This window comes from Paenibacillus sp. FSL K6-1096, assembly GCF_037977055.1.
In the GTDB taxonomy this organism is placed as follows: Bacteria; Bacillota; Bacilli; order Paenibacillales; family Paenibacillaceae; genus Paenibacillus_AQ.
Genome location: NZ_CP150274.1, coordinates 184163 through 208954 on the forward strand (window position 1 = coordinate 184163; position 24792 = coordinate 208954).

Annotated in this window: 25 protein-coding genes; 21 read left to right on the top strand and 4 right to left on the bottom strand. The window is 47.2% G+C overall.

The window, feature by feature from the left end; translation table 11 throughout:
• The first annotated feature begins 10 nt into the window (after positions 1–10).
• From MHI24_RS00715 to MHI24_RS00760, 10 genes are all read left to right on the top strand, one after another.
• Positions 11–1765, top strand: a complete 1755-nt coding sequence (locus tag MHI24_RS00715; RefSeq protein ID WP_340023645.1) for an ABC transporter ATP-binding protein — start codon at positions 11–13, stop codon at positions 1763–1765.
• On the top strand, positions 1762–3507 hold the full coding sequence (locus tag MHI24_RS00720; protein ID WP_340023646.1) for an ABC transporter ATP-binding protein: 1746 nt from the start codon (positions 1762–1764) through the stop codon (positions 3505–3507). The genes MHI24_RS00715 and MHI24_RS00720 overlap by 4 nt, the downstream gene beginning before the upstream one ends.
• A 259-nt stretch (positions 3508–3766) precedes the next feature.
• Positions 3767–4534 carry a hypothetical protein gene (locus MHI24_RS00725; RefSeq protein WP_340023647.1) on the top strand — a complete coding sequence of 256 codons (768 nt, stop codon included), beginning with the start codon at positions 3767–3769 and terminating at the stop codon, positions 4532–4534.
• Between the two features lie 111 nt (positions 4535–4645).
• The gene (locus MHI24_RS00730) at positions 4646–5398 is read left to right on the top strand and encodes an ABC transporter ATP-binding protein (protein WP_340023648.1); all 753 of its coding nucleotides are present in this window, start codon (positions 4646–4648) and stop codon (positions 5396–5398) included.
• Positions 5382–6992 carry a hypothetical protein gene (locus MHI24_RS00735; RefSeq protein WP_340023649.1) on the top strand — a complete coding sequence of 537 codons (1611 nt, stop codon included), beginning with the start codon at positions 5382–5384 and terminating at the stop codon, positions 6990–6992. The genes MHI24_RS00730 and MHI24_RS00735 overlap by 17 nt, the downstream gene beginning before the upstream one ends.
• Positions 6993–7069: 77 nt before the next feature.
• The gene (locus MHI24_RS00740) at positions 7070–7183 is read left to right on the top strand and encodes a YjcZ family sporulation protein (protein ID WP_340023650.1); all 114 of its coding nucleotides are present in this window, start codon (positions 7070–7072) and stop codon (positions 7181–7183) included.
• A gap of 165 nt (positions 7184–7348) precedes the next feature.
• A complete protein-coding gene (locus tag MHI24_RS00745) occupies positions 7349–8770 on the top strand; it encodes an MDR family MFS transporter (RefSeq protein WP_340023651.1) in 1422 nt (473 codons plus the stop codon).
• A 36-nt stretch (positions 8771–8806) separates the two neighbouring features.
• Entirely contained in the window at positions 8807–9979 is a 1173-nt protein-coding gene (locus MHI24_RS00750; RefSeq protein ID WP_340023653.1) for an NAD(P)/FAD-dependent oxidoreductase, read from the top strand.
• A gap of 54 nt (positions 9980–10033) precedes the next feature.
• Entirely contained in the window at positions 10034–10711 is a 678-nt protein-coding gene (locus MHI24_RS00755; protein ID WP_340023654.1) for a helix-turn-helix domain-containing protein, read from the top strand.
• Between the two features lie 109 nt (positions 10712–10820).
• Positions 10821–11009 carry a hypothetical protein gene (locus tag MHI24_RS00760; RefSeq protein WP_340023655.1) on the top strand — a complete coding sequence of 63 codons (189 nt, stop codon included), beginning with the start codon at positions 10821–10823 and terminating at the stop codon, positions 11007–11009.
• Between the two features lie 80 nt (positions 11010–11089).
• Here the strand turns inward: MHI24_RS00760 and hxlB are convergent, their stop codons facing one another.
• A complete protein-coding gene (gene hxlB / locus MHI24_RS00765) occupies positions 11090–11647 on the bottom strand; it encodes a 6-phospho-3-hexuloisomerase (RefSeq protein ID WP_340023656.1) in 558 nt (185 codons plus the stop codon).
• A gap of 9 nt (positions 11648–11656) precedes the next feature.
• A complete protein-coding gene (hxlA, locus tag MHI24_RS00770) occupies positions 11657–12289 on the bottom strand; it encodes a 3-hexulose-6-phosphate synthase (protein ID WP_340023657.1) in 633 nt (210 codons plus the stop codon).
• Between the two features lie 145 nt (positions 12290–12434).
• Between hxlA and MHI24_RS00775 the strand changes: the two genes are divergently transcribed.
• Together MHI24_RS00775 and MHI24_RS00780 are read left to right on the top strand one after the other, a co-directional pair.
• A complete protein-coding gene (locus MHI24_RS00775) occupies positions 12435–12797 on the top strand; it encodes a winged helix-turn-helix transcriptional regulator (protein ID WP_340023658.1) in 363 nt (120 codons plus the stop codon).
• Positions 12798–12986: 189 nt separating this feature from the next.
• Positions 12987–13796 carry an ATP-binding protein gene (locus tag MHI24_RS00780; RefSeq protein WP_340023659.1) on the top strand — a complete coding sequence of 270 codons (810 nt, stop codon included), beginning with the start codon at positions 12987–12989 and terminating at the stop codon, positions 13794–13796.
• 69 nt (positions 13797–13865) lie between these two features.
• Here the strand turns inward: MHI24_RS00780 and MHI24_RS00785 are convergent, their stop codons facing one another.
• The gene (locus MHI24_RS00785; RefSeq protein WP_340023660.1) at positions 13866–15356 is read right to left on the bottom strand and encodes an alpha-L-arabinofuranosidase C-terminal domain-containing protein; all 1491 of its coding nucleotides are present in this window, start codon (positions 15354–15356) and stop codon (positions 13866–13868) included.
• Positions 15357–15559: 203 nt separating this feature from the next.
• Here MHI24_RS00785 and MHI24_RS00790 point away from each other — a divergent pair, with 203 nt between their 5' ends.
• From MHI24_RS00790 to MHI24_RS00805, 4 genes are all read left to right on the top strand, one after another.
• Entirely contained in the window at positions 15560–15751 is a 192-nt protein-coding gene (locus MHI24_RS00790; RefSeq protein ID WP_340023661.1) for a hypothetical protein, read from the top strand.
• Positions 15752–15943: 192 nt separating this feature from the next.
• Positions 15944–16660, top strand: coding sequence for a response regulator transcription factor (locus MHI24_RS00795; RefSeq protein WP_340023662.1), 717 nt, complete (start codon positions 15944–15946; stop codon positions 16658–16660).
• Positions 16650–18041: an ATP-binding protein gene (locus MHI24_RS00800; RefSeq protein ID WP_340023663.1), complete on the top strand. Its 1392-nt coding sequence runs from the start codon at positions 16650–16652 to the stop codon at positions 18039–18041. Before MHI24_RS00795 ends, MHI24_RS00800 begins: the two co-directional genes overlap by 11 nt.
• 309 nt (positions 18042–18350) lie before the next feature.
• Positions 18351–18920 (top strand): YdhK family protein, encoded by a 570-nt coding sequence (locus tag MHI24_RS00805; RefSeq protein ID WP_340023664.1) that lies wholly within the window; start codon positions 18351–18353, stop codon positions 18918–18920.
• Positions 18921–19048: 128 nt separating this feature from the next.
• Here the strand turns inward: MHI24_RS00805 and MHI24_RS00810 are convergent, their stop codons facing one another.
• On the bottom strand, positions 19049–19789 hold the full coding sequence (locus MHI24_RS00810) for an SDR family oxidoreductase (RefSeq protein WP_340023665.1): 741 nt from the start codon (positions 19787–19789) through the stop codon (positions 19049–19051).
• A 121-nt stretch (positions 19790–19910) separates the two neighbouring features.
• On the opposite strand from MHI24_RS00810, the gene MHI24_RS00815 reads away from it, so the two are divergent.
• The 5 genes from MHI24_RS00815 to MHI24_RS00835 all read left to right on the top strand — a co-directional run bounded on the left by MHI24_RS00815 (position 19911) and on the right by MHI24_RS00835 (position 24779).
• Positions 19911–20798 carry a LysR family transcriptional regulator gene (locus MHI24_RS00815; RefSeq protein ID WP_340023666.1) on the top strand — a complete coding sequence of 296 codons (888 nt, stop codon included), beginning with the start codon at positions 19911–19913 and terminating at the stop codon, positions 20796–20798.
• A gap of 132 nt (positions 20799–20930) precedes the next feature.
• Positions 20931–21461, top strand: coding sequence for a GNAT family protein (locus tag MHI24_RS00820; RefSeq protein WP_340023667.1), 531 nt, complete (start codon positions 20931–20933; stop codon positions 21459–21461).
• A gap of 26 nt (positions 21462–21487) precedes the next feature.
• Positions 21488–21859 (top strand): iron chaperone, encoded by a 372-nt coding sequence (locus tag MHI24_RS00825; RefSeq protein ID WP_340023668.1) that lies wholly within the window; start codon positions 21488–21490, stop codon positions 21857–21859.
• A gap of 96 nt (positions 21860–21955) precedes the next feature.
• Entirely contained in the window at positions 21956–22522 is a 567-nt protein-coding gene (locus MHI24_RS00830; RefSeq protein WP_340023669.1) for a dihydrofolate reductase family protein, read from the top strand.
• Entirely contained in the window at positions 22500–24779 is a 2280-nt protein-coding gene (locus MHI24_RS00835; protein ID WP_340023670.1) for an excinuclease ABC subunit UvrA, read from the top strand. The genes MHI24_RS00830 and MHI24_RS00835 overlap by 23 nt, the downstream gene beginning before the upstream one ends.
• The last annotated feature ends 13 nt before the right edge of the window (positions 24780–24792 follow it).

The following is a 24792-nucleotide window of genomic DNA, read 5'->3' on the forward strand; positions in this document are numbered from 1 at the left end:
AGGTATGCAAGTGCAAACCGGCTTAGTCACTCGTTTGTTATTGGGAAAGTATGTGTGGCTGCTTGGAATCGGCGCAATGGTTGCCTTTATTCTGGTAGGTGTTGAAATGGGGCTGGCTCTGTTGATCCAGCAGTCCATGCAGTTTGCTTTCAGAGGGCAGCGGGAGCTGCTCCTGCATTCACTCAGTCTCTTGTTCACGCTCGTCCTGGTGGGTGCATTGCTTAAATATGGGGAGAAGTACCTGCTTGGGCGGTATGGGGCAATGACGATGCACCAGGTGCGGACTTCACTGGCTGAGAAAACCCAGTACATTACTGTTAAGCAGTTGGAGTCACGGCACTCCGGCGACTGGTTATCGCGGTTGTCCAACGACGGTTTTGCGCTGCAGAATTTCATCGTCGGTGATCTGTACAACTATGTTTACCAGCCTCTGATTTTTGTTGCAGCCTTCAGCTACCTGCTTAGCATTGATTGGCAGCTTGTCCTTATCTGCAGCGTAATCATTCCCCTCACGGTACTGCTGTCTATCAACATCAGCAGGCCGCTGCGGGGACTAAACCTAGAGGTGCAGACCAACCTGTCGCAATACAACTCCCTTATTCAGGAGACCATTGACGGCTCAGTAACCGTTAAAAGCAACAATATGCAGCCTTATCTCATGGGAAAGACAGGCAGCATCCTTCAGCAATGGCTCCGCAGCGTAATCCGGATGGAGAAGAGAAGGAGATGGATTATTCCGCTGGATATTATCCTGAGGGTCCTGCCGTTTGTGTTGTGTATACTGGTGGGCGGGTACCGTGCATTAAACCAGCATATCACATCTGACGAGCTATTGATTTTTATCTATTTAATTAATTACATTGTACAGCCAAGTGTCCAGATTCCGTATTTAATTGCGAGATTCAGACAGACCGGAGCCTCGGTTGAGCGGATCAATGAGCTGTTTATGGAGGGCGAGGAGCGCAAGGATGGCGGCGGACTGGAACCCGGTGATCAGCTCCCGCTGGTGCTGAGCCATGTCGGGTTTGCCTATGAAGCGGATACGCCTGTGCTGGAAGAGGTCAGCCAAAGCTTCGAACGCGGTAAAATCTATGCCATTGTGGGAGAGAGCGGCAGCGGGAAGTCTACTCTGTTCAAACTGCTGACCGGTATGTATGAATATGGAAAAGGTGAGATATTGTTGTATGGTCAACCGCTCAGCAGCCTGTCTCTTGCTGACATCCGCAAGCAATACTCCGTTGTCGAGCAGGAGCCGTATCTGTTTCCGCTGAGCATCGAGGATAATATTCTTCTGGCCCGGGCCGACACTGAAGCGATCGATGTCCGGCGGGCCGCACATCAGGCCAATGCGCATGATTTCATTATGCAGCTCCCCGAAGGTTATCAGACGATGCTTAGCGATGGTGGAACCACACTATCCGGCGGGCAGCGGCAACGGATTGCCCTGGCCCGAGCCATACTGAAGAATGCGCCAGTGCTTCTCTTGGATGAGGCTGGATCAGCTCTCGATGCAGAATCTGAGCAGAAACTATACGAAGCCTTGCTAACATTAGCCTCCGGGGGCACAACCATTCTTATTATTGCACATCGTCTCAAGGTCTGCGAAATCGCGGATGAGGTCATCGTCATGAAAGAAGGCAAGAAGCTGGCCGGCGGGGCTCATTCAGATTTGCTGGTCTCTTGCAGCGAATATGCCCGCATGTACCGTTTACAGGAGAGTGGAGCCGGTCCGGTCCGCTCAGCTTCAGGGGAGGGAGAAGCATGAGCGGGCGCAGACATAGTAAAAGGGAGTACAAAAATCTGTATACCTTGCTGAAAGAGAAGCGGGGCACATACCTGGTAGGCGTACTTGGCAGCAGTCTTGGGAATGCGCTTATGTCAATCGTCATGGCGTTTACGCTGATGGGCATGATTGAAGCCGTCATGAATAATGATTTGCATTCACTCTATGGTGCATTAGGAGGAATAGGTATCCTAGCGCTGCTTGTAAGCGTCTTCTCTCCAATGTTCAGCTACGGATACCAAACCAGTGTCAAAAAGAACATGGAGCGGCTCCGGCGGGAAGGCTACAACAAGCTGCTTCATCTGCCGATGAGCAAGATGGATTCCGTGTCCAAGGGAGATATCAGCTCCACGTTAAACAATGACATTAACCGGGTGGAGCTGGCTTTTACCGAGCATACCACATCGGCTTGCTATACCATATTTCTCGGCCTGGGCTCGGTCCTGTCGATGTTCGTACTGAACTGGAGATTTGCTGCTGTCCTGTTAATCTTAAGCATTGTCTCCTATGTGGTGAATACCACGCTCTCCAAGCGCATCCGGAAGGATAGCGATGAACTGCAGCAGCAGCTGGGGACGGCAAGCCAGTCCTTCAGTGAATTGCTGTCGGGCGCCTTCGTCTTAAGATTATTTCCGGGAGCAGCCAGATTCCGGCAGAGGTTCGGGCAGGACAGCCTGAAAGTGGCGCGGTTATCAACATCTCTGGCCAAGAAGAGCGGGTGGCTGGAGGCCATCAATTATCTGGTGAACTTCTTAAGCTTTGGCGGTGTTATTGCCATTGGAGCGATGCTTGTCCTGGAGAAAAGTGTAACCATCGAGAAGGTTGTAGCTATCGTTCAATTGCAGACCAATATTAACTTCGCCTTTAATCAGTGGAGCCGATTCATTGCCGGACTACAGGGAGCCTTGTCCAGCCAAGCCAGAATCAGCGGACTCATGACCAGTGAAACAGAGATTCTGTCCGGGGATTCTCTGAAGCTGGAGATGAAGCCGGAGATTCAGCTTACCAATCTTAGCTTTTCATATAACCGGCAGAATAGGGCGCTAAATGAGCTGAACCTAACCATACCTGCGGGAAGTACGGTTGCTTTTGTCGGCTTAAGCGGGTCAGGGAAAAGCACTCTGGCCAAGTTGATTATGGGTCTGTACATGGATTATTCAGGTAGTCTCACCATTGGCGGAATGGAAGTAAAAGATTGGCCGGTACATCAGTTAAGAGAGCATGTCGCATTTGTTCCGCAGCATTCTTATATCTTTGAAGGAACTGTTGAGGATAATATAAGGGCGGGTAATGAATCGGCATCCATTGACGATGTAGTTCAGACAGCCAAGAAAGCGCAAATCCATGACTATATCATGCAGCTGCCTGAAGGATATCAGACTAGGTTGAACGAGAACGGCCAACTGCTGTCTGGAGGACAAAAGCAGCGGATTGCGCTTGCCCGCATGTTTCTGAAGGATGCTCCGGTCATTGTGCTCGATGAACCAACCTCCGCGCTGGATAACAACACAGAGGGCTTGCTGCAGGAGGCTATTCAGGCCATGCCCGAGGGCAAGACAATTATTGTAATTGCTCACCGGCTGACTACCATCCAGCATGCGGACCAGATCTTTGTCATGAATCAAGGAGCTATAGCCGAATGTGGGACACACGCTGAACTGCTTCGATTAGAAGGATATTATAACAGGCTCTATACCGGGGGAATACAGAAGGGAGTGTCGTGAATCTATGGTTACACCACAAGCGGTGAAGCTTCCATTAGGAGAAGCTCCGATTAACGGATACCAGCACCTGGCGTACAGGTTGTCCGTTATGGCCCTGCATCCGGATTTCTATAATTGGTTCTACTGCAACTATATTCAGTTAGCACTTGTAAGGGGATCTTTACCTATCCCCAGACTGGACTTCTATGAATTCCAAAAAATTAGCCCGTTAATGAGAGAAATATATGTTCCCAAATCCATAATCACAGGTTATACCTCCTTGATTCCATTTCTTCAGGACCGGATGGAGGAAGAGAAATATATCATTACCTTTGTGAATGAATATTATATCCCGGATCGGGTGTGTTATGAGAAGCGCCATAATGCACATGATCTATTCCTGTACGGCTATGATGCGCAGCAGGATAAATTCTACACTGCAGGTTACAACGAGCGATTTGCTTACAGCACCGGCGAAGTTAGCGGGGGCTTGCTGGAACAGGCACTTCTCCAATTCGGCCAGTCCAGGGGCAGCTTAACACAATGGGTAGATGGAATGCATTTGCTGGATGTAAGAGCTTCGGCTGAATTTGAATTTGACCTAAACATTGTGATAGAGCAATTAGAAGAGTATGTATACTGCCGGGATTCGTCCAAGCGCTTCCGGATGTTCGACAACCCCAAGCAGTATTATTCATTCGGGCTGGCCGTTTACGACGGGATTGTTGAATACTTACGCAATATACGCAAGCATGGGATAGACGTGAGAATATTCCACATCCTGTATGAGCATAAAAAAGTTATGCATGACCGGTTGCTCTTCCTGGTCGAGAAACAGGGCATTCCACTATCCAAATATGATATTGCAGATTACGAGCAGTTGGTCCAGCAGTCCTTGTCGCTGCGGAATCTCTGTCTGCGGCTGGAAATGGAGAACGAACAGGAAATCTTGAATCGCATGATCATGATGGTCGAGACCCTCAAGGAGAAAGAGAAGCCGCTGCTCCAAGGGATTCTGAACGATTTGCATGTAGTACAACATAATTAAAAAAATTCTCTACAACCCCTCCACCAAAAGCCGGTGTTATCCTTAACTAAAACTACAAGAAGGTGTGTGTTAAAGATCACAACGGAAAATCAAAGGATAGAATCTGGCAGAATGGAGTTACTTGTAGAGAACTTAGAAAAAAGCTTCGGCGATAAGCAGGTATTGACGGGTGCGGATTTGGTATTTGAGCAGGGGAAGATTTACGGACTGCTTGGCCGCAACGGAGCCGGAAAAACGACATTGTTCAATTGCTTAAGCGGGGAAATACAAGCGGATCGCGGAGGGTTCAAGCTGGTACAGGGCAATACCTGCCGCGAATTGCAGCCGGAGGATGTGGGTTATGTGTATTCACTGCCCATTTTGCCGGAATTTCTGACCGGATATGAATTTATCCGTTTTTATATTGATGTGAATCAGGCGGCGGTGGCAGACCGGGGCGGAGATATAGACGCACTATTCGACTTGATGTCTATTGAACAGAGTGACCGCCACAAGCTGATTAAGCACTATTCACATGGAATGAAAAACAAACTGCAAATGCTGCTCGTTCTGCTCATGCGGCCTCCTGTCATTCTCCTGGATGAACCGCTGACTTCGCTTGATGTTGTCGTTGCCTTAGAGATGAAGCAGCTATTACGGAAAATGAAAGAGGATCATGTGCTGATTTTCTCCACGCATATCCTGCAACTGGCCGCCGATTTATGCGATGAGCTGGCCCTGCTTCATCGAGGCAAGCTGACGCGCGTATCAGCCGGGTTGCTGAAACAGCCGGATTTTGAGCAGCAGGTGATTGAGTTATTGAGTGAAGATGACGCCAATGAACCCGGAAAAGGGGAGGTGGATGCCCATGACGGAGATGCTTAATACCATTGTCCGCATGTGGCAGCTGCAGCTGGCGATCTTGGTGAACAAGCTGATCTTTTATACCCTGCGGTTGCCTGTAATCGGGGGGATGGTTCCAGAGCAGGCGTATGGGGCTGTGCGGGCCAAGCGGCGGGCTGGCGGAATCGCCATCATTCTGATCCTGTTGGGCGGTTTAGCTGAGAGCTTGCTCTATTTCGGAGTGCTGCTTGCATTGCCAATAGCTCTGTGGGCAGACGATTGGACAGCGGAGGAACGGCAAGCTTTGTTTATTCATATGTATTTCTGCATGAGCGTCGTACTGGCAGGAGTATCAAGTGCAAAGGTGCTGGAATCGAGTAAAATGAAATACACGGCTGTCCGGCTGATGCGGATTGCGCCTACAAGGTATATGCGGGCCGTCCTGGCTAACCGCTATGTGACTTTTCTGGTGTATCAAGGGATAGCCATGATGGTGATTGCCGGCAGCTTAGGCATTTCGGTGGGGCAGACTCTTATGCTGGTTGGCGCTGTGACCCTGTGGAGGGTATTATGTGAACTGCTGCATTTGCAGCTCTTCCGGAATTCCCAGATCATACTGGTGAAAAAGACAGGGCTCATCTCACTGGTCATGCTGATCACTCTTGCTGCGGCTTATCTGCCACTCACAGGATTGGATATCCCATTGTTTGGTGCCGCTGTCCTCAGTCAACCGCTGCTTCTGGCAGTGCTGCTGCTCAGCGGCATGACCGCCGGGTATGTACTGCTGCAAAGAACGAATTATACGGATGCGGTAAGAGCGGTGACAAGCTATGATGATCCGCTGTTAAACATGGAACGGTTGATGATGGAGATTCAGCACAAAAGTGCCCAGGTTCAGGCGGATCACACCAGCGATAGTAATGGGCCTCTTCCTGTTGCGGGTAAGAGGGGTTACGCTTACCTGCACTCCGTATTTGTTAAACGACATAAGGGACTTGTAACCACGCCTTTCCATAAAAGGTTAGTGATTATTAGTGTGATCGGTGTCCTTTTAGCGCTTTCCGCACTGATCTTTGCCGATCACCTGAATGTTACACAGCTTGAACGGTATGTAGCTTGTATCATTCTGGCGATGTTTCAATTGACGATGGGCAATCAGCTGTGCCGGATGCTGTTTCATCACTGTGATCTGCCGCTGCTGCGCTATTCCTTCTACCGGAGGGATGCAGTGCAGCATTTCCGCTTGCGCCTGCGGTGGCTGCTGGGGCGGAATATGCTGATCGGCGCAGGCCTGGCGGCTGTACTAAGTGTGTTTATCCTGAACATCACAGACGGGAAGTTCCATTCAATCCTTCTTCCGGTATGGCTGCTAACGCTGGCGTTGTCGGTGTTTTTCTCGGTGTATCATTTACTGCTGTATTATCTGCTCCAGCCTTACACCTCAGACATGACGACGGGTAACCCCTGGTTCACTCTGCTGAATAGCCTCGGATCAATAGGATTCCTTATAGCCTTCCTGCTGCGCCCGGACCCATGGAGTTTAGCGGTTACCATTGCACTGCTCGCTGTCATTTATTTCATTAGCGCATTTCCGCTGATCGCAAGGCATGGAGCAGGGCGGTTTAGCCTGAAATAATATACGATCCCACCCAAGCAAGATGCGAAGTAACTACATATGTTATTTTGAATTTATTTGCAGAGGAGGGTTAATTTATGAGTGAAAATGTTGGGGGTGTCGGCCATCACCCTGTTGGGTTTACATCTACAGCTGCGATTCTAGTTCTTTATATCTTACTGGTTATTATTCTTAGTGCATGCTTTGTCTAAATTCATATCATTTGGGCCAATGAAAAGCCCGTCAACCTGAACAGGTCGGCGGGCTCTTTTTGTATTAATAACGAACATCGTTCTTGACGAACACTGTTCGTTATGTTATAAATGTATCAACTTTACTAATTCATACGCTTATTTAGGGAAAGGAGGAGAGCGTGTATGTCAGATACAAATAATAGCCACAGTATGCAGGCAGCCTTTTCCTTAAAGCAGATATTGCCCATCCTTCTCGCAGTGGCATCAGGGATGTTCCTGGTGATCTTAGACAGCACCATCATGAATGTGGCTGTACCGAAATTAGTGAATGCCTTCGATACCAATCTTAGTACGATTCAGTGGGTCATAACGGCGTATACCTTGTCTTTATCGGCAGTCATTCCGCTCGCTGGCTGGTTCTCTGACCGTTTCTCGCCCAAACGGATGTTTATGATCAGCATTGTGTTATTTGTGCTCGCTTCTGTGTTGTGTGCAATGGCAACCACTCCTGGTCAGCTTATCGTTTTCCGCATTATTCAAGGTTTGGGCGGGGGCATGGTGGCTCCCATCGGAATTGCTACGGTATTCATGGTCGCTCCACCTGACAAAAGAGGATCTGTGATGGGCATTCTCGGTATCCCGATGCTGCTTGCTCCCATTCTGGGACCTTTATTGTCGGGCTGGCTGATCGAGTACATCAATTGGCACTGGATTTTTTTCATCAACGTGCCGGTTGGCATTTTGGCTTTACTGATGGCTTGGAGGTACTTACCTGCATCGGGTGCAAAAGCCAACAACAAGCTGGATGTAATCGGGGCACTTTTGGCTCCGGTTGCCTTTACTTCCATTGTGTTTGCTGTACATCAAGCAGGAGAGAAGGGGTGGTCTAATCTATGGACGTTAGCTCCTCTGGCAGGGGGCCTGGTTATACTGGCCATCTTTATCTGGAATGAGCTTAGGCAAAAGCATCCACTGCTGGAGCTGCGGGTATTCCGCTCGCCTACCTTTGTACATGGTATTTCTGTCGCCTGGCTGAATCAGATCGCTTTATTCGGAAGTATTCTTTTATTCCCCCTGTATCTCCAGCAAGTGAGGGGGCTAACGCCTCTTGAGGCTGGATTATATGTGATCCCGCAAGCCCTGTTATCCACAGTCGGGATTAATGCCGGCGGCCGGTTGTTTGACCGTTTCGGTGTCCGCCCGGTCGCCGTCATGGGTATTCTGTCACTTTGCGGGTCCTTACTTGCTCTGACGCAGATTGATGCCCATACCAGTACGTTATACATCATTTGCAGCTTTGCTTTTGCTGGGCTTGGGCAAGGATTAACGATGATGCAGATCAATACCCATGTCCTCAGATCAGCTCCCAAGGAATTAATCAGCCGTGTCACACCCATAACGACTTCAGCCCAGCAAATCATGTCCTCCTTCGGCGTTACTATCACGATGGCTTTTCTGACCAAGCAAATCAGGGGACTTCCCGCACAGCATTCATTCGATCAATTAGGTCATGCCTTCGGCTCCACATTCTGGATTACTTTAGGCTTTGCAGTTAGCGCATTGATTTTATCTTTGTTTTTTGCAGGCAAGAAGCAGGTTTCTTAAGAAAAAAACTATCTATACAAAAGGAGATGTCTACACATGACAACTGTTCATTCTACCGGACAACGCAAGATCGCCATTATTGGAGGGGGACCAGGGGGGCTAACGCTTGCCCTGATTCTGCAGCAGCATGGTATTTCTTCGATCGTTTACGAGCGTGAGCATGAGGATCTTAGCCATGAACGCGGAGGCTCGTTAGATATCCATGAAGAATCCGGGCAGCTCGCTTTGAAGGAGGCGGGATTATATGAGGCTTTTCTGCAAGCCGCACGGTTTGAAGGCGAAGACTTCCGGCTCATGGATAAGACGGGGACCCTATACCTGGATGAAGTGGCCGATGAAGAGAGTCCGGAAGGGCAGAGACGCCCGGAGATTGACCGTGGTGTGCTGTGTGACTTGCTTTTAAGCAAATTAGATCCGGCTACTATACAATATGGCTATAAACTGGAGAAGGCTATACCTCTGGGAGAAGGCAAGACGGAGCTTCATTTTGAGAATGGACATACCGCTGTGGCTGATCTTGTCATTGGTGCGGACGGTGCCTTTTCCCGTGTTCGTCCTCTGCTCTCGGATACAGATGTGGAATATTCAGGTCTGACGATGCTGGAGCTTAATGTGATTGCCGCCGATCACCCGGACTTAGCAGCATTCAATGCTCGTGGCAAGATGTTCGCGCTGGATGATCACAAAGGGATTCTGGGCCAGTTGAACGGCAATGGGAGGATCAAAGTATATGCGAGCTTCAAGGTCGGCCGGGACTGGTTAGATGACATTCGAAATGATAAGCCACAGGAGATAAAGGCAAAGCTGCTTGAGCTGTTTCACGATTGGAGTGAGCCGCTTAAGAATTATATCCGGTATGCGGAAGATGCGGTGGTACCCAGACGGATCTACATGCTGCCAGTCGGGTTTCGCTGGGAACGCAGCGCTGGTGTCACGTTGATTGGAGATGCAGCACATGTCATGTCTCCTTTTGCCGGAGAAGGAGTGAATCTTGCAATGCTGGATGCGCTGGAGCTGGCGCTGGCCATAGTAAGGAACGAGCAGACCTCTGTGGCGATTGAAGAATATGAGGAGAAAATGTTCCAGTATGCCTCAGAGAAAGCGTATGTGTCTAACGAAAATCTCATCCTCAGCTTCTCAGAGAATGCGGCTCCAAAATTTGCTGCACTCATGCAATCTTATCAAGATCAGTATGACCAGCAAGACTGAGGTTATCTTCCGCGGTATATTTACTATTGGCTTCCGGCATGTTATAAGAAAAGTATGATGAAACCTAAACGTGAAATTGTGAGCCGCCGTAACCGGCCAGCCAAAGAACCCCTTAGTCATGAAATCATTGTCAAGACGGCGTATGAGCTGCTGAAGCAGGAAGGAACCTCCGGCATGAGCATGAGGAAGGTAGCCAAGCAACTGGACACTGGACCTTCCTCCCTGTATGTTTACGTTAAAAATCTGCAGGAATTGAGCTCCTATGTGCTTGACCTGGGTCTCGGTGAGTTGAACCTGCCTGAGCTTACGGAAGAGAACTGGAAGGAGCAGTTATTTCAAGCACTCCATGCTTATGCAGAGCTGCTTATCGGACAACCCGGATTAGCCGAGCTGTCTTTGCAGACGATTCCTATTGGGAATAATGCCTTTCGTCTGAATGAGTATTTACTTAACGTCCTGCAAAAGGGCGGAATCAACTCTACGTCTGCTGCCTGGGGAACAGATCTGCTGCTCCTGTATGTGTCTTCTATTGCATTAGAGAAGGCTAAGAGAGCAAACGGACTGATGGCCACTGCCCAGAGTTACTATAATGATGCAGATCCGGTACGTTTTCCGTTGATGAACAGTCTGAAGACCGATTTATTCTCGGGGGATACCGCCTCCAAGGAAAGATTCTTCTGGGCAATCGAAGTGATACTCCAGGGGATATTGCACAAACAGCAGGATGGATAAGGCCAACCGCTAGTACTACCGGGAATTTCTTGCATAAGCACCACGAGTTCATGGGAAAACTTCTATAGTGCACATAAACAGCATGACTTGATTTCCCAGGAGGTTAACTATGACAACTCAGGACCCGAAGGAGCTTCTAAGGCATAAACACGAGCAGGACGAGGAGAAAAGACAGTTCACGAACTTTGCCCGGGCGGTATCTGCCGACGGAGAAGTGGAAGCTGGTCAGGAATTCAGCAACGACCGGCTGCCTGATGATCAGAACCGGATGAAATCGGTGGAGAACAGACGTACCTGAGCACCCGGACAAACCTAAGCATCGCGAAGAAAACGCCGGGGAAGATGCCCGGCGTTTTTAAGAATGCATGAATGAGCGCACTATTCAAGATTCGCATGTTTTCCATACATTTTATTAGAGTCCAGATTCTTCTCCTCCATGAAACGCAGGATTATCGCATCATACAATAACAGCATGGCTTGCTCAAATAGCGATCCCATGGGTTGAATCGTCCGGTAATCACCTTCAGACTGGTCTTTGGTGACTCCCGGTAATTTAACAATAATATCGGCTAACTGTCCAATAGTTGACTCAGGAGAAATGGTGATAGCCGCGATTGTGCCGCCTAAGCTTTTAGCTTTTTCGGCAATGGCAACTAAGGTTCTGGTTTCCCCTGATCCTGAACCAAGGATTAATAAATCATCCTTTTCCAAATTAGCGGTTACGGTCTCCCCGACTACATAGGCATCAATCCCCATATGCATCATTCGCATCACAAAAGCTTTACCCATGAGTCCGGATCGGCCGGCACCCGCCACAAAAATCTTCTTGGATGCTAAAATTTGCTGTACCAGCTTCTCAGCCTCTGAATCATTAATGAGATGAACGGTCTGATGTAATTCTTGAACGATTTCCGCTATATATTGAGTAGTCTTCATGGCAGTGGATTAACCTTGTTTGATTAGAGCTTGCATTTCGCGTGCCGCAGCTTTCTTATCCTCTTTATTCGTAATCCCGCCGCCTACAATAACCAGATCCGGGTGTTGTTTGATAACTTCAGGAAGAGTTTCTAATTTGATACCGCCTGCAACAGCGGTTTTCGCATGTTTTACAACGCTTTTGATGGTTGAAAGGTCCTCGAAGGAATTCTTTCCAACGGCCTGAAGATCGTAACCGGTGTGAACGCAGATATAATCAACACCAAGTTCATCGAGTTGCTTAGCGCGGGCGGCAATATCCTTCACGGCGATCATATCCGCAAGGATTTGCTTTCCCTGTTTTTTAGCTTCCGCTACAGCACCTTTAATGGATTCGTCTTCGGCCGCACCAAGAATGGTGATGATATCCGCGCCTGCAGCTGCGGCCTGGCTTACTTCATATCCGGCTGCATCCATAATTTTCAGGTCTGCCAATACGGTTAAGTTAGGGAAGGCAGCTTTAAGCTCTTTTACTGCTCTAAGACCTTCATTGATAACTACTGGAGTACCAATCTCTACAACGTCTACATGCTCTTCTACCTCTTTCACTAATGCAATGGCACCCTGAATATCGACAAGATCTAACGCTAATTGTAATTTCATTATTTTTCGCTCCTAATCAAGTTTTATTTACCCTCAAGCATGTTTTTTAGTATACTGAGTATGTTATTGAATTAAAAGTACGCACTTTAATCGCATATAGTGCTAAAAAGTATACTATGGAGCAAATAAGGGAGGCGCGCATCAAATGCCAAATTTGAGAGAGAAAACATTTAACTGCGAGAAGGAGCTGACGCTTTCCGTCATTGGCGGTAAGTGGAAAATGCTGATTTTATGGCATTTGGGCAAAGAGGGAACCAAACGGTTTGGTGAATTAAAATCCCTCATTCCGGATATCACCCAGCGAATGCTTGTGAATCAGTTACGCGAGCTTGAAGATCATCTCATCGTTCACCGGGAAGTGTATCCTGTCGTTCCACCTAAAGTTGAATACTCATTGACTGAATATGGAGAGAGTCTTATTCCGATTTTGGATGCTATGTACCAATGGGGAAAAGATTACATCAGAGATGTGCTGGATCAGGAAACACCGTATAAATCAGGTACTTAGCAGAAGTCCGCCTTCTGGTCTTCGCCTAGGAATCCTGTATGACAGGCTCGTAGCGCAAACTGTTCTTCCACGGTTTGGGCTATTTGTTTTGGACAAGAAGGAGATTAAGGTTGATTAAAGAAGCAGAGCACATTATACTGTTTACATCGTAAATATTACGATTTAATGTTGACAAAGGGGCCTAACTGAATGAGTAAAAATAGCACCAATTTCCGCCTTCCCAAGTCCAAAGGTATAGATGTGGCGACGTCATATACACCTAAAGAATGCGCAAAAAAAGTGAAGCGGATCGTATTTGCGCCTGCTAACCGGCTGATCGTGGAAGAGTTCATCACGATTATCGGAATGAAAGAGCGGTTCGAAACCTATGATGTGCCGGTACCCAATAAAATTGTCATGTTCGGTCCGCCGGGTACAGGAAAAACACTAACCGCGTTTTATCTTGCCGCGCGCCTGGAGCTGCCGCTGATTCTAGTCCGGCTGGACGCGATCATTCATAGTCATTTGGGAGAGACGGGGAGCAACATCCGCAAAGTTTTTGATTACGCCAAAACAACGCCGTGTGTCCTGTTCCTTGACGAATTCGACGCGATCGGCAGAACGCGCGACAGCAATGATGAAGTCAAGGAAATGGCCAGAGCCGTCAATACATTGCTGCAATGCCTGGATGAATTTGAGGGGAGCAGCGTGTTCATTGCCGCTACCAATCTGGAGGAGGAATTGGACCAGGCAATCTGGCGCAGATTTGATACGAAAATGACTTACGGGATGCCGGATGATAACGGAAGAAGCGAATTCATTCGTTTACTTATAGACGATTTTGAGCAAGCCGAACCGCTTCAAGGGATAACCTCAGCTTTGCTTGCAGGCTGCAGCTTTGCCGATATGGAACAAATCATTCTCAAGGCGAAGCGAAAGGCCATTATCGATGACAGCCCCCTCAAACCTGTACACCTTAAAGATGCTTATTCGGAATATAAGCCCAGAACCAGCGGATAAAAAATGAAAAAAAGAGCCTAAGTCGTAGAGTATGGCTTAGGCTCAGCTCATGCCGGGCTCTCCGTTAGGTCATTCCAAAATAATCTCTGCTACGCAGCAGGCAGGAAGGGCAAGCTCCAGTGAATTATCCTGTATCTTCATGTCCGGCAAAGCTTGGATTTCTACCTCAGGCGGCTGGCCGAATTGATTATGGCTGTTCATATCACCGCTGATGTAGCGGATGGAGGCATTGGAGAACATTTTACCGTCCAGCTTCCATTGGGTATGCTGAGCTTCATCCATGGACAGGTTAGCCAGAGTGACATGAATCCTGCCGTCTGTCCGTTCAGAGGCACTGACATGCAGAGTAGGGACCAGAGCATCTTCCGGACCGGTCTGCTGTTGCTGCTGCACATAGCTTTCGATTAACGTGGCATCCTGATGACCTTTAAAAAGGTCAAATACATGGTACGTAGGAGTCAGGAGCAGCTTATCTCCTTCGGTCAGAATCACGGACTGGAGCACATTGACCATCTGCGCGAGATTGGCCATGTGCACCCGGTCGCTGTGGCTGTTGAAAATATTCAGCGAAACAGCAGCGACAATCGCGTCACGCATCGTATTCTGCTGGAATAAGAACGCCGGATTCATGCCTGGCTCCACCTGGTGCCAGGTGCCCCATTCATCCATAATAATGCTCACACGCCCCTGCGGATCGTACTGATCCATAACACTTTTATGTCTGCGGATCAGCTCATCGGTATACAGCGCCCGGCGTAACGTGCGGTAATAGCTTCCGGCATCAAATCCGACGGCGGGGCCTTTCTGCTCCCAGGGGTATTCTTCAGTATCATAAAAACCGGGCATCGTATAATAATGCAGTGAAAGTCCGTCCATCTGCTTACCGGCTTGCTTCATCAAAACCTCGGTCCATTCATAATCGCCGCCATTCGCTCCACAGGCAATCCGGTACAGCTTGGATTCACCATAATTCCGTACATAGGTCTCAAAGCGTCTGTACACATCTGCATAATATTCAGGGCGCATATTTCCGCCGCAAGCCCAGTTCTCATTGCCGATTCCTACGAATTCCACCTTCCAGGGCTTGTCCCGGCCATTCTGCCGCCGCCAATCCGCCATAGGGGAGTCACCGCTGAAGGTCATATATTCAATCCATTCGCTAACCTCCCGGGGAGTACCGGAGCCGACATTGGCGGCAATATAAGGCGAGCATCCGACCTGCTCACAGAGATCAAGAAATTCATGCGTGCCGAAGGAGTTATCCTCCACAACCGCACCCCAGCCTGCATTTACAATACGTTTGCGGTCCGGTCCGACTCCATCCTTCCAGTTATAGTATTCGGCAAAACAGCCGCCGGGCCAGCGCAGCACGGGAACCTGGATCTTACGGAGGGCTTCCACAACATCGCTCCGTATTCCCCGGACATTGGGGATTATGCTGTCCTCTCCGACATAAATACCATTATAAATTCCGTTACCCAGATGCTCCGCAAAATGCCCGTAGATGTTTTTATTAATCGTCGAGAGCTTCCGTCCTGCATTAATGAACAATAAGGCCATAATCATCGGCTCCAATCAGCAGCAGTATAGTGTTCAAAGAAGCAATAGGCTGGCAATATTTTATTATAGCGCTTTCATTTGGGTGCTGCAATTGAAATACCTTTTATTATTCATGATTAACGCATGCTTTCAACATAAATTCCACACACTTAAACTTTAAGATAGAAATATAAATTAAAGTAACTTTTACAGGAGGATTTCAAATGGAATGGTCTACGTTACTCGTACTGGTATGTCCTGTCATGATGGTTGTTATGATGTTTACAATGAAAGGCGGGCACTCTCACGGCTTTCATAATCACCGTGTTGCAGCTGAAAGCCTGCAAGACCAGCTGGTTGATCTGAAAGCTGAAAATGAACGAATCAGCAAAGAACTGCAAAGCTTAAAAAAATAATATAATAGATGTAGAGAATATGCCGTAAGCGAGTGCCGCTTACGGCATTCTATATAAGATGAACTTAAGAATGATGGACCGCAGATGAACAAAACCCCTTGATAGCAAGGATTTCGTCCATGCGGCAAGTTAGATTCTTAAGTTCACTCTATATAACATTAAAAAAACAGATAAATTTGAGGTGGATATTCAGTGTCTAAACTTCAGGTATTGATTGTAGATGATGAATGGAATATGAGAAATTTGCTGCGGATTTATTTGATGAAAGAAGGTTTTGAGATTAAAGAAGCAGCAACGGGACAAGAAGCTTTAGCGTTGGTACAAGCCCATTCCTTCGATGTCATTATTCTCGATGTAATGCTGCCTGATATGGATGGTTGGCAAATCTGTAAGCGTATCAGAGAACTTGTAACAACACCAATTTTATTCCTGTCTGCACGAACAGAGACCAAAGATAAGATTAAGGGCTTAGATATCGGAGCGGATGATTACTTGACCAAGCCCTTCGATCCTGACGAATTACTGGCCCGAATGTTCTCGTTGATTCGCAGATCTGTGATGAACCAAGAGGTAGTTCCTCAACCGTCGCGTATGCTTCATTATCCAGACCTCGTTATTATTCCTGAAGCCCGTGAAGTACGAATTTGTGATGAATATGTAGAATTTACCCAAAAAGAATTCGATTTATTGGTGGCTTTTACGCAGAATATCCAAAAAGCATTTACAAGAGAAGAATTGGTGGAACGGCTATGGGGCTACGATTTCGAAGGTGAGTACAGAGTCGTCGATACGCATATCAAAAACATCAGGGAAAAGATGCATTTAGCAGGTTTAAAATACAACCCGATCCAAACAGTATGGGGGGTTGGTTATAAATTTTATGTTCCTGGAGACGCCAATGAAAAATAACCGTATCGCTTTAAAATTAGGATTTATTATTATCATGGTGTTTCTTATCGTACTGGTGTTTCTTGGCTTGAGCATAGACCGTTTATTCACAAGTTTTTATTTCGAGCGGATGCGAACGGAGAATGAGGAATTGGGTTCCCATTTTGCGGTCATGGCCCAATCGGATAGTACCTCCGGTGAGATGATGAAGACATTTGCCGAATTCTCGAACGTCAGTATACTTAACGTCAACGCCAATAGTGAAGTAATTCTACACTCAGGAACACACGATTCTTCCGACCGGAATATGATTCGAAGCTCGGATCTGGACAGAATCTTAGCAGGAGAGACAGTCAATTTCTTATATTCCGAACCTTCCGGAGTTCGTTACTTTGTGTCCGGACAACCGATTTATGAAAAGGATATAGCGACCTCTGCCCTGTATGTCATGTCCTCCACCAAGAAGATGGAACAGTCATTACAAGCGGTCCGTAAACCTTTGATCTTGTCAGGAATTGGCGCTTTTCTTTTGGCTCTCGGTATTACATGGATTATAGCTCAGTATTTATCGCGACCTTTACTCGTAATGCAGCAGGCTACACGGAAGATCGCCGCAGGAGAACTGGAAACGCGTCTTGATATGAAGAGCAATGATGAATTGGGCAGCCTGGCGCAGGCGATTAACGATCTTGCCGCGGATCTTCAGCGATACCGGGATACAAGGCAAGAATTTTTCGCTAATATCTCTCATGAACTCCGGACACCGATTACCTATTTGGAAGGCTATTCTCAGGTTCTCCGGCAGGAACTTTATGATACTGCAGAAGAAAAAAACAAGTACCTTGAAATCATTCATGATGAAGCCTTACGGTTGCAGCACTTGGTTGAGGATCTTTTTGATTTAGCAAAAATGGAAGAAGGAAAGATTGATCTTGAGCTGGACTGGGTGAATATGTCTGAGTTAACGCAACAGGTAGTGCGAAAAGCGGAGCTCAAGTCAATAGAAAAGGGGCTTAGCCTGAAATACACCGAAAACGGTACGATGAAAAAGATTCGCGCAGATAAAAAGCGGATGGAGCAAATAATCCTTAATCTTTTGGAGAATGCCGTCCGTTATACCGAAAAAGGCGAAATTAACGTCTCCCTTACATATACCAGCAGTGCTTTCCTCTTCGTCGTGGAGGATTCAGGGATTGGTATTCCAGAGGACGAAATTCCATACATTTTTGAACGCTTCTATCGGGTGGAAAAGTCAAGATCACGCCAATTCGGAGGAACGGGCTTAGGACTCTCCATAGTGAAAAAACTGGTTGAATTGCAGGGCGGGAAAATTAAAGTGACCAGTCAGGCAGGTCAAGGCACACGGTTTGAAATTGAGTTTATCCGGCAGTCATCACGTTAGGAGGCAGTAAAATGAAGAAAGTGGAATGGCTGTTAGCTGTTCTTTTAATCGCAATGGGTATAAGTTGTATGACGGTATCCGCGGTATCCTTTCGAAGTCCCTTCATACTATCAAGCGGGATTATACAATGGGGAATATGTTTTCTTTTTATCGGACTGTTAAGTTTCGCTTTGATTAGAATTTATAAAGCCCGGAAAAAATATTGAAGGATAAGTCCTTTTTCACAAAAAACACATTAATTCTTCATATTTTCTGGTTAATTGAAGATAGCTTCACCTCATTCAAATATCGAAAGGAGAATTCTAGCTCATGAAAAAAGGTTTGTTCATTCTGGCTGCAACGCTGGTGGTTGTCATCAGTGGCTGCGGAAATACCGTGAATAAGGAAAAGCAGGCGTCCGATACATCCAGTAAGGCTGCATCCAGCATGAATCATTCGGAGATGGAACATGAGAATATGACAAGTGAAGTACCTGCAGGATTACAGGAAGCCGCTAATCCGGAGTACAAGGTCGGCGATCAAGTCATTATTACTGAGGGACATATGGACGGAATGAAGGGTGCTGCCGCAACCATTGTAGGGGCTTACGAGACTAATGTCTATGCGGTATCGTATACACCCACAACGGGAGGAGATCCGGTTACCAATCATAAATGGGTTATTCAGCAGGAGTTACAAGATGCAGGAGACGAGCTCTATGCACCTGGCACTGAAGTGGTGCTTAACGCGGATCATATGCCTGGTATGAAAGGAGCTTCCGCAACTGTAGATACAGGTGAGCGAACAACCGTATACATGGTAGACTATACCCCGACAACAGGCGGAGATCCGGTAAGAAATCACAAATGGGTAACCGGTGATGAGTTACAGGCCAAGTGAGACCGGGGCTTCCGGGGCTTCCGGCGCTTTCTGCTTCGCAGCATAAATAAAGACAGCCAGCCTCAATAGACCAAATAAGCAGGGCATCTATTCTTCCTTTATTGGAGATTAGATGCCCTTCTGCTGACTTATAAGGTCTGACCGCTGTCCACGGTTATGATCTGGCCGGTCATTGCTTCCTGTTCCAGAGCAGCACAGATCAGTTGAGCGATATCTCGGGGCGTTGAAATCTGCTTCAGCAGAAGATGGGGAGCCAATCGCTTCATTTGTTCTTCCCTTCCGTCCCACCATCTTGTCGCAACGGCTCCCGGCACGACGCAGTTAACCCGAATAGCTGGTGCTAAAGCCCGGGCTAAGGACTTCGTAAGTCCATGAACCGCTGATTTGGTTACAGCATACGGAAGGGAGGAGCCTAGGCCTGTCTGCCCGGCAATGCTGCCAACATTTACAATTGCCCCCTGGTTATTCTCCTTCATAAAGGGAGCGGCAGCCCTCGCGCAGTAAAACATGCCCTTCACATTCACCTCGAACAAATTATCCCATACCTCATCTGTTACTGATGCCAAATCATCCATCGGAATATGTCTGGTGATGCTGGCATTGTTTACAAGCAGGTCGATTGTACCGAATTGTTGTACAGCGGTCTGAACCATGGCTTCTACTTCCTTGTCCCGGGCAACATCAGCTTGTATGGCTATAGCCCGCCCGCCTTTATCATTGATCCATTGAACGGTTTCTTCCGCTTCGGATTGAGAACGTGAATAATTCACTATAACAGTTGCCCCCCGTTCGGCCAGCATGAGACTTGTCGCTCTTCCGATTCCCGTACCGCCACCAGTAACAAGGCCTACCTTACTTTTTAATTCCATAATAACTCCACTCCTTCGATGCTTTTTATGTATTTATTGTAAAGGCTGATCTTACATTTGTATAATTGAACTAATTGAAGGTTTGATTCAAAAAAAATGAATTAGTTCAGGGGGATGGACTATGGATCTTAAAACGCTAAAAACGTTCCATTTGATTGTGCAATACGGAAGTTTTAACCGCGCGGCAGAAGAAATGAATTATGCGCAATCAACTGTCACGATGCAAATACAAAAGCTTGAGTCTGAATTGGGCGTTAAGCTAATAGAGCGCGGGAAAGAAATCAGCTTGACGGAAGCCGGCAGGCTGTTTCACGATCAGAGCTTACAAATTACCAAAAACATGGAGTACCTTCAGACCAGTTTATCCAATTTGAAATCAGGTGATGCAGGACATATACGCATAGGGGTAACGGAACCAACAGCTAGCTATCGTTTGCCTGGTTTTCTGAGGGATTTTATGACTGAGCATCCGAATATCCGCATCTCCGTGGAAATATCGAACACCCCGACCCTGAGAGAGCGGGTCCTCAAAGGAGAAATTGATTTTGCGCTTTCTACGGCACCTGACTTGGGATCCGAGCTACATTTCGAGCCCTTATTCCAGGAAGAGTTCGCCGTATTGATGCCCGAGAATCATCCGCTTGCTCAGCGAGAGGTGATTGTGCCTGAGGAATTTCGGGGATATCGTCTGCTTATCACATCAGCAACCTGTCCGTATCGAAGGAAGCTGGAGATGATATTGCAGGAAAGCGGAAATATTATGCTGGATACAATGGAGATCGGGAGCATGACGGCATTAAAACATTATGTGGAGAATGGATTAGGGATCGCGCTGGTTCCTAAAATTATGATTGAACCCGGAATAAACGGGACTACAGTCAGGATGGTCAGTGGAAGCCTTATATCCATGACCTTCGGGATCTTGTGCAAAGCTTCGGCACATCCGTTGCAGCTGGCAAGCGGAAAACTGTATCAACAGCTCAAACTTTATTTAAAAGAGTTAGAATAGAGGCATTTAAATATGACATAAGGTGACATAATTAAGTTCTATAATGATTATAGATTAACGAGAGGAGCGATAAATTATGAATCAGAGAATCATATTAGACTGGGTAGTTGCTGGGAAAATGGAGGCATGCATATGTACGCATATATAGAATTTGAAAATAAAATGATTGATGAATTAGTAGAATTCTTAACATCAGAAACATGGAATTTTCATGGACAGGAGAATCCTACTGAAGAGTCTATAAGACACAATTTTTCCAACGGAAATTATAACCAAAACGGGAATCAAACCTTTTGGATCATGGACGGTCATACAAAAATTGGTTTGATCAGAGTTTTTGATCTAGAGGATCCTACGTGTCTATTCGATTTGCGTTTAAAAGAAAAGGTTAGAGGTAAAGGAATAGCAAAGCATGTGCTTAATTGGTTAAGTACTTATATATTTAATAATTATCCTCATATTATTAGAATTGAAGGCCATACCAGATACGATAATCTCGCTATGAGAAAAACATTCTTTAACAGCGGATTTGTGAAAGAATCTTATACCCGCAGATCCTGGAGACAAGGCGGACAACTATTTGATTCTGTTGGATATGCCATGATAAGAGAAGATTGGGAGAGCAATACCCAAACAATAATAGAAGATAACTTTCCATACTAAGTTATTCATTTCAGGGAGGAATCATAATGGAAGATTTTTCGGATTTTTTAGTCGGGATTGATGACCCTAATCACAGAGAAAAAATAGAGGAAATGTTTAATTGGATTAGACAAAAGTATCCCCAGCTAAATGAAGTGATAAAATGGAAACAACCGATGTTTACGGATCACGGAACATTTATTATTGGATTTAGCGCTTCTAAAAAACATTTAGCAGTATCTCCTGAAAGTTTTACAATAACGCATTTAGAGGATGACATTGTGACGGCTGGACTTGATTACACTAAAGAATTGGTTCGTTTCCCTTGGAAGAGTCCGATTGATTACACGCTAATTGAGAAAATGATTAATTTCAATATAGCATCAAAAGCTAATTGCTCCACTTTTTGGAGAGAATAGTTGTGTTCAAACGTTTCTCAGTTAGTTTTAATATGACATAAGGTGACATGATTAAGCTCTATAATGATTATAGATTAACGAGAGGAGCAATAAATCATGAGCAGAAGAATCATTTTAGACTTGGCAGTAACTTTGGATGGTTACATTGAAGGGAAGAATGGTGAAGTGGACTGGTGCATTATGGACCCTGAGCTGGAGTTCACTCAATTTTTGAATCAAGTAGATACCATATTCTATGGCAGAAAAAGCTATGACCAATTTGGACAATACATTCCGAAGGTTGAAGATTCAGATGATGACAAAGAAATCTGGGCACTGGTCCATAGCAAAGAGAAATATGTGTTCTCCAGGTCGCAGCAGGGGGAGGGGCATGAAGCTATTTTTATCAACGACCATATTCTCGAAGAAGTAAACAAAATCAAACAGAGACCCGGTAAAGACATCTGGTTATATGGCGGTGCAAGTCTGATTACAACGTTTATCCAATTAGGACTTGTGGATGAGTTCAGATTATCCGTACACCCTGTCGTTCTTGGAGAAGGAAAACCGCTGTTTGCGGATATCAAAGATCGGTTGAATCTAAAATTGGCTGACACCAGAACCTTCTCCTCCGGACTTGTACAGCTTATATACCATTGGGATGGTGAGCTTGGTGCACGCTAATGATATCGTCATTAAAGGTGCGAGAGAGAATAACCTGAAAAACGTCAATGTCCGCATTCCGAAACGGAAAATCACGATTTTCACAGGCGTCTCGGGTTCGGGCAAATCATCGCTGGTCTTCGACACTATCAGTGTCGAAGCTCAGCGGCAGCTGGGTGAGACGTTCTCCGCATACATCCGCAACCGGATGCCCCGGTTTAGTCAGCCGGATGCCGATCTCATCGAGAACTTGTCTACGGCCGTTGTCATCGATCAGAAAAGGCTCGGCGGCAACTCCCGTTCAACGGTTGGCACGATCACGGATATTTATGCGATGCTCCGGCTGCTGTTCTCCAGAATCGGCAAACCGCACATTGGTAATTCGCATGTATTCTCCTTTAACGACCCGGCCGGTATGTGCCCGGAGTGCTCCGGAGTGGGGCATGTGGTGCAGTTCGATGTAGAGAAGCTGCTAGACAGGTCCAGGTCGCTGAATGGTGGCGCGATCCTGTTCCCCGCTTTTAAAGTGGGGGGCTGGCTGTGGAATACCTATGCCCATTCCGGGCTGTTCGACAACGATAAGCAGCTCGCTGACTACACACACGAAGAGTGGGATGTCCTCCTGCATGGCAAAAAGAGCAAAATCGTGTACAACACCAAAGGAGGAGCCATTGAATCGGATTACGAAGGTCTGCTGCCCAAGCTCACACGCCTGTATCTGAAGCGGGACAGCAGCGAGCTGTCCGAAGCCAAACGTGAATCCATTGACCGGTTCTTGTCCTACAGCGAATGCAGCCTGTGTAAGGGAAGCCGGCTGAATCAAGCGGCCTTAGGCTGCCGAATTAACGGATACAACATTGCAGAGTGTGCGGCAATGGAGATTGGCGAACTTATTCGTATCATCGAGGCCATTCAGGACCCCGTTGCCGGGCCCATGAAGGAGGGAATCCTGACCCGGTTGAATCATCTGGTCGCCATCGGGCTGGAGTATCTCAGTCTGGACCGGCAGACCTCAACGTTGTCAGGCGGGGAGTCGCAGCGGATTAAGATGGTCCGGCATCTGAGCAGCAGTCTTACCGACATGGTCTATATTTTTGACGAACCAAGCGTCGGGCTGCATCCGCGGGATGTTCATCGTCTGAACGGCATGCTGCGCCAGCTCAGGGACAAAGGGAATACGGTACTTGTTGTTGAGCATGACCGCGAAGTGATGGAAATCGCCGATTATATTATTGATGTAGGACCTCATGCAGGTGATCGCGGCGGTACAATCGTCTATAATGGCGACTTTGCCGGCTTACTCCATGCGGATACGTTAACAGGACGGTACTTGAAGCGAAGCCTGCCCTTGAAGACATCTGTCAGAGTGCCAAAGGGACACATGACCGTAGCCTGCACCAGCCTGCACAATCTGAAGGAGGTGACCGTTGATATACCCGTTGGCGTATTGACTGTGGTAACGGGAGTAGCGGGCTCAGGCAAAAGTACGCTGATTAACGGAGCCTTCCTGTCCTCACATCCGGAAGCCATCGTCATCGATCAGTCGGTCGCAGGCACATCCATCCGCTCTAATCCGGCTACCTACACGGGAATACTGGACGACATCCGCCGGCTGTTCACAGCCGCTAACAAGGTAAGCGCTTCCTTGTTCAGCTTCAATTCCAAGGGAGCCTGTGCCAACTGTCAGGGACTAGGCATGATCTACACAGATCTGGCGTTTCTGGAGCCGATACGGATGACTTGTGAAGCGTGTGGGGGCAGGCGGTTCAGCGATGAAGTATTGGCCTACAAACTGAATGGAAAATCCATCAGCGACGTCCTGGCTATGACCGTGCGGGAGGCTTCGAAGTTCTTCAGCAAGAAGGAGCTGCTCCGCAAGCTGCAGACACTGGAGGATGTGGGACTTGGATACGTAACGCTGGGCCAGCCTTTGAGCACTTTGTCGGGCGGTGAGTGCCAACGCATCAAGCTGGCTGAGGAGCTTCACAAGGAGGGCAGCCTCTACGTTATGGACGAGCCGACAACCGGACTGCATATGTCCGATATCTCTGGTCTGATGGACATTATGAACCGCCTGGTCGACAGCGGCAATTCAGTGGTAGTCATCGAGCATAATCTGGATGTGATCAAGAGTGCTGACTGGATTATTGACATGGGCCCCGAAGGCGGACACCGGGGCGGCCAAATCGTATTCGAGGGCACACCTGCCCAGCTTGCTGATGCTACACATTCATTAACTGGGGCGTATCTGCGCAAGGCTCTCCATTTAGATATATAAAATTCAATTTCAG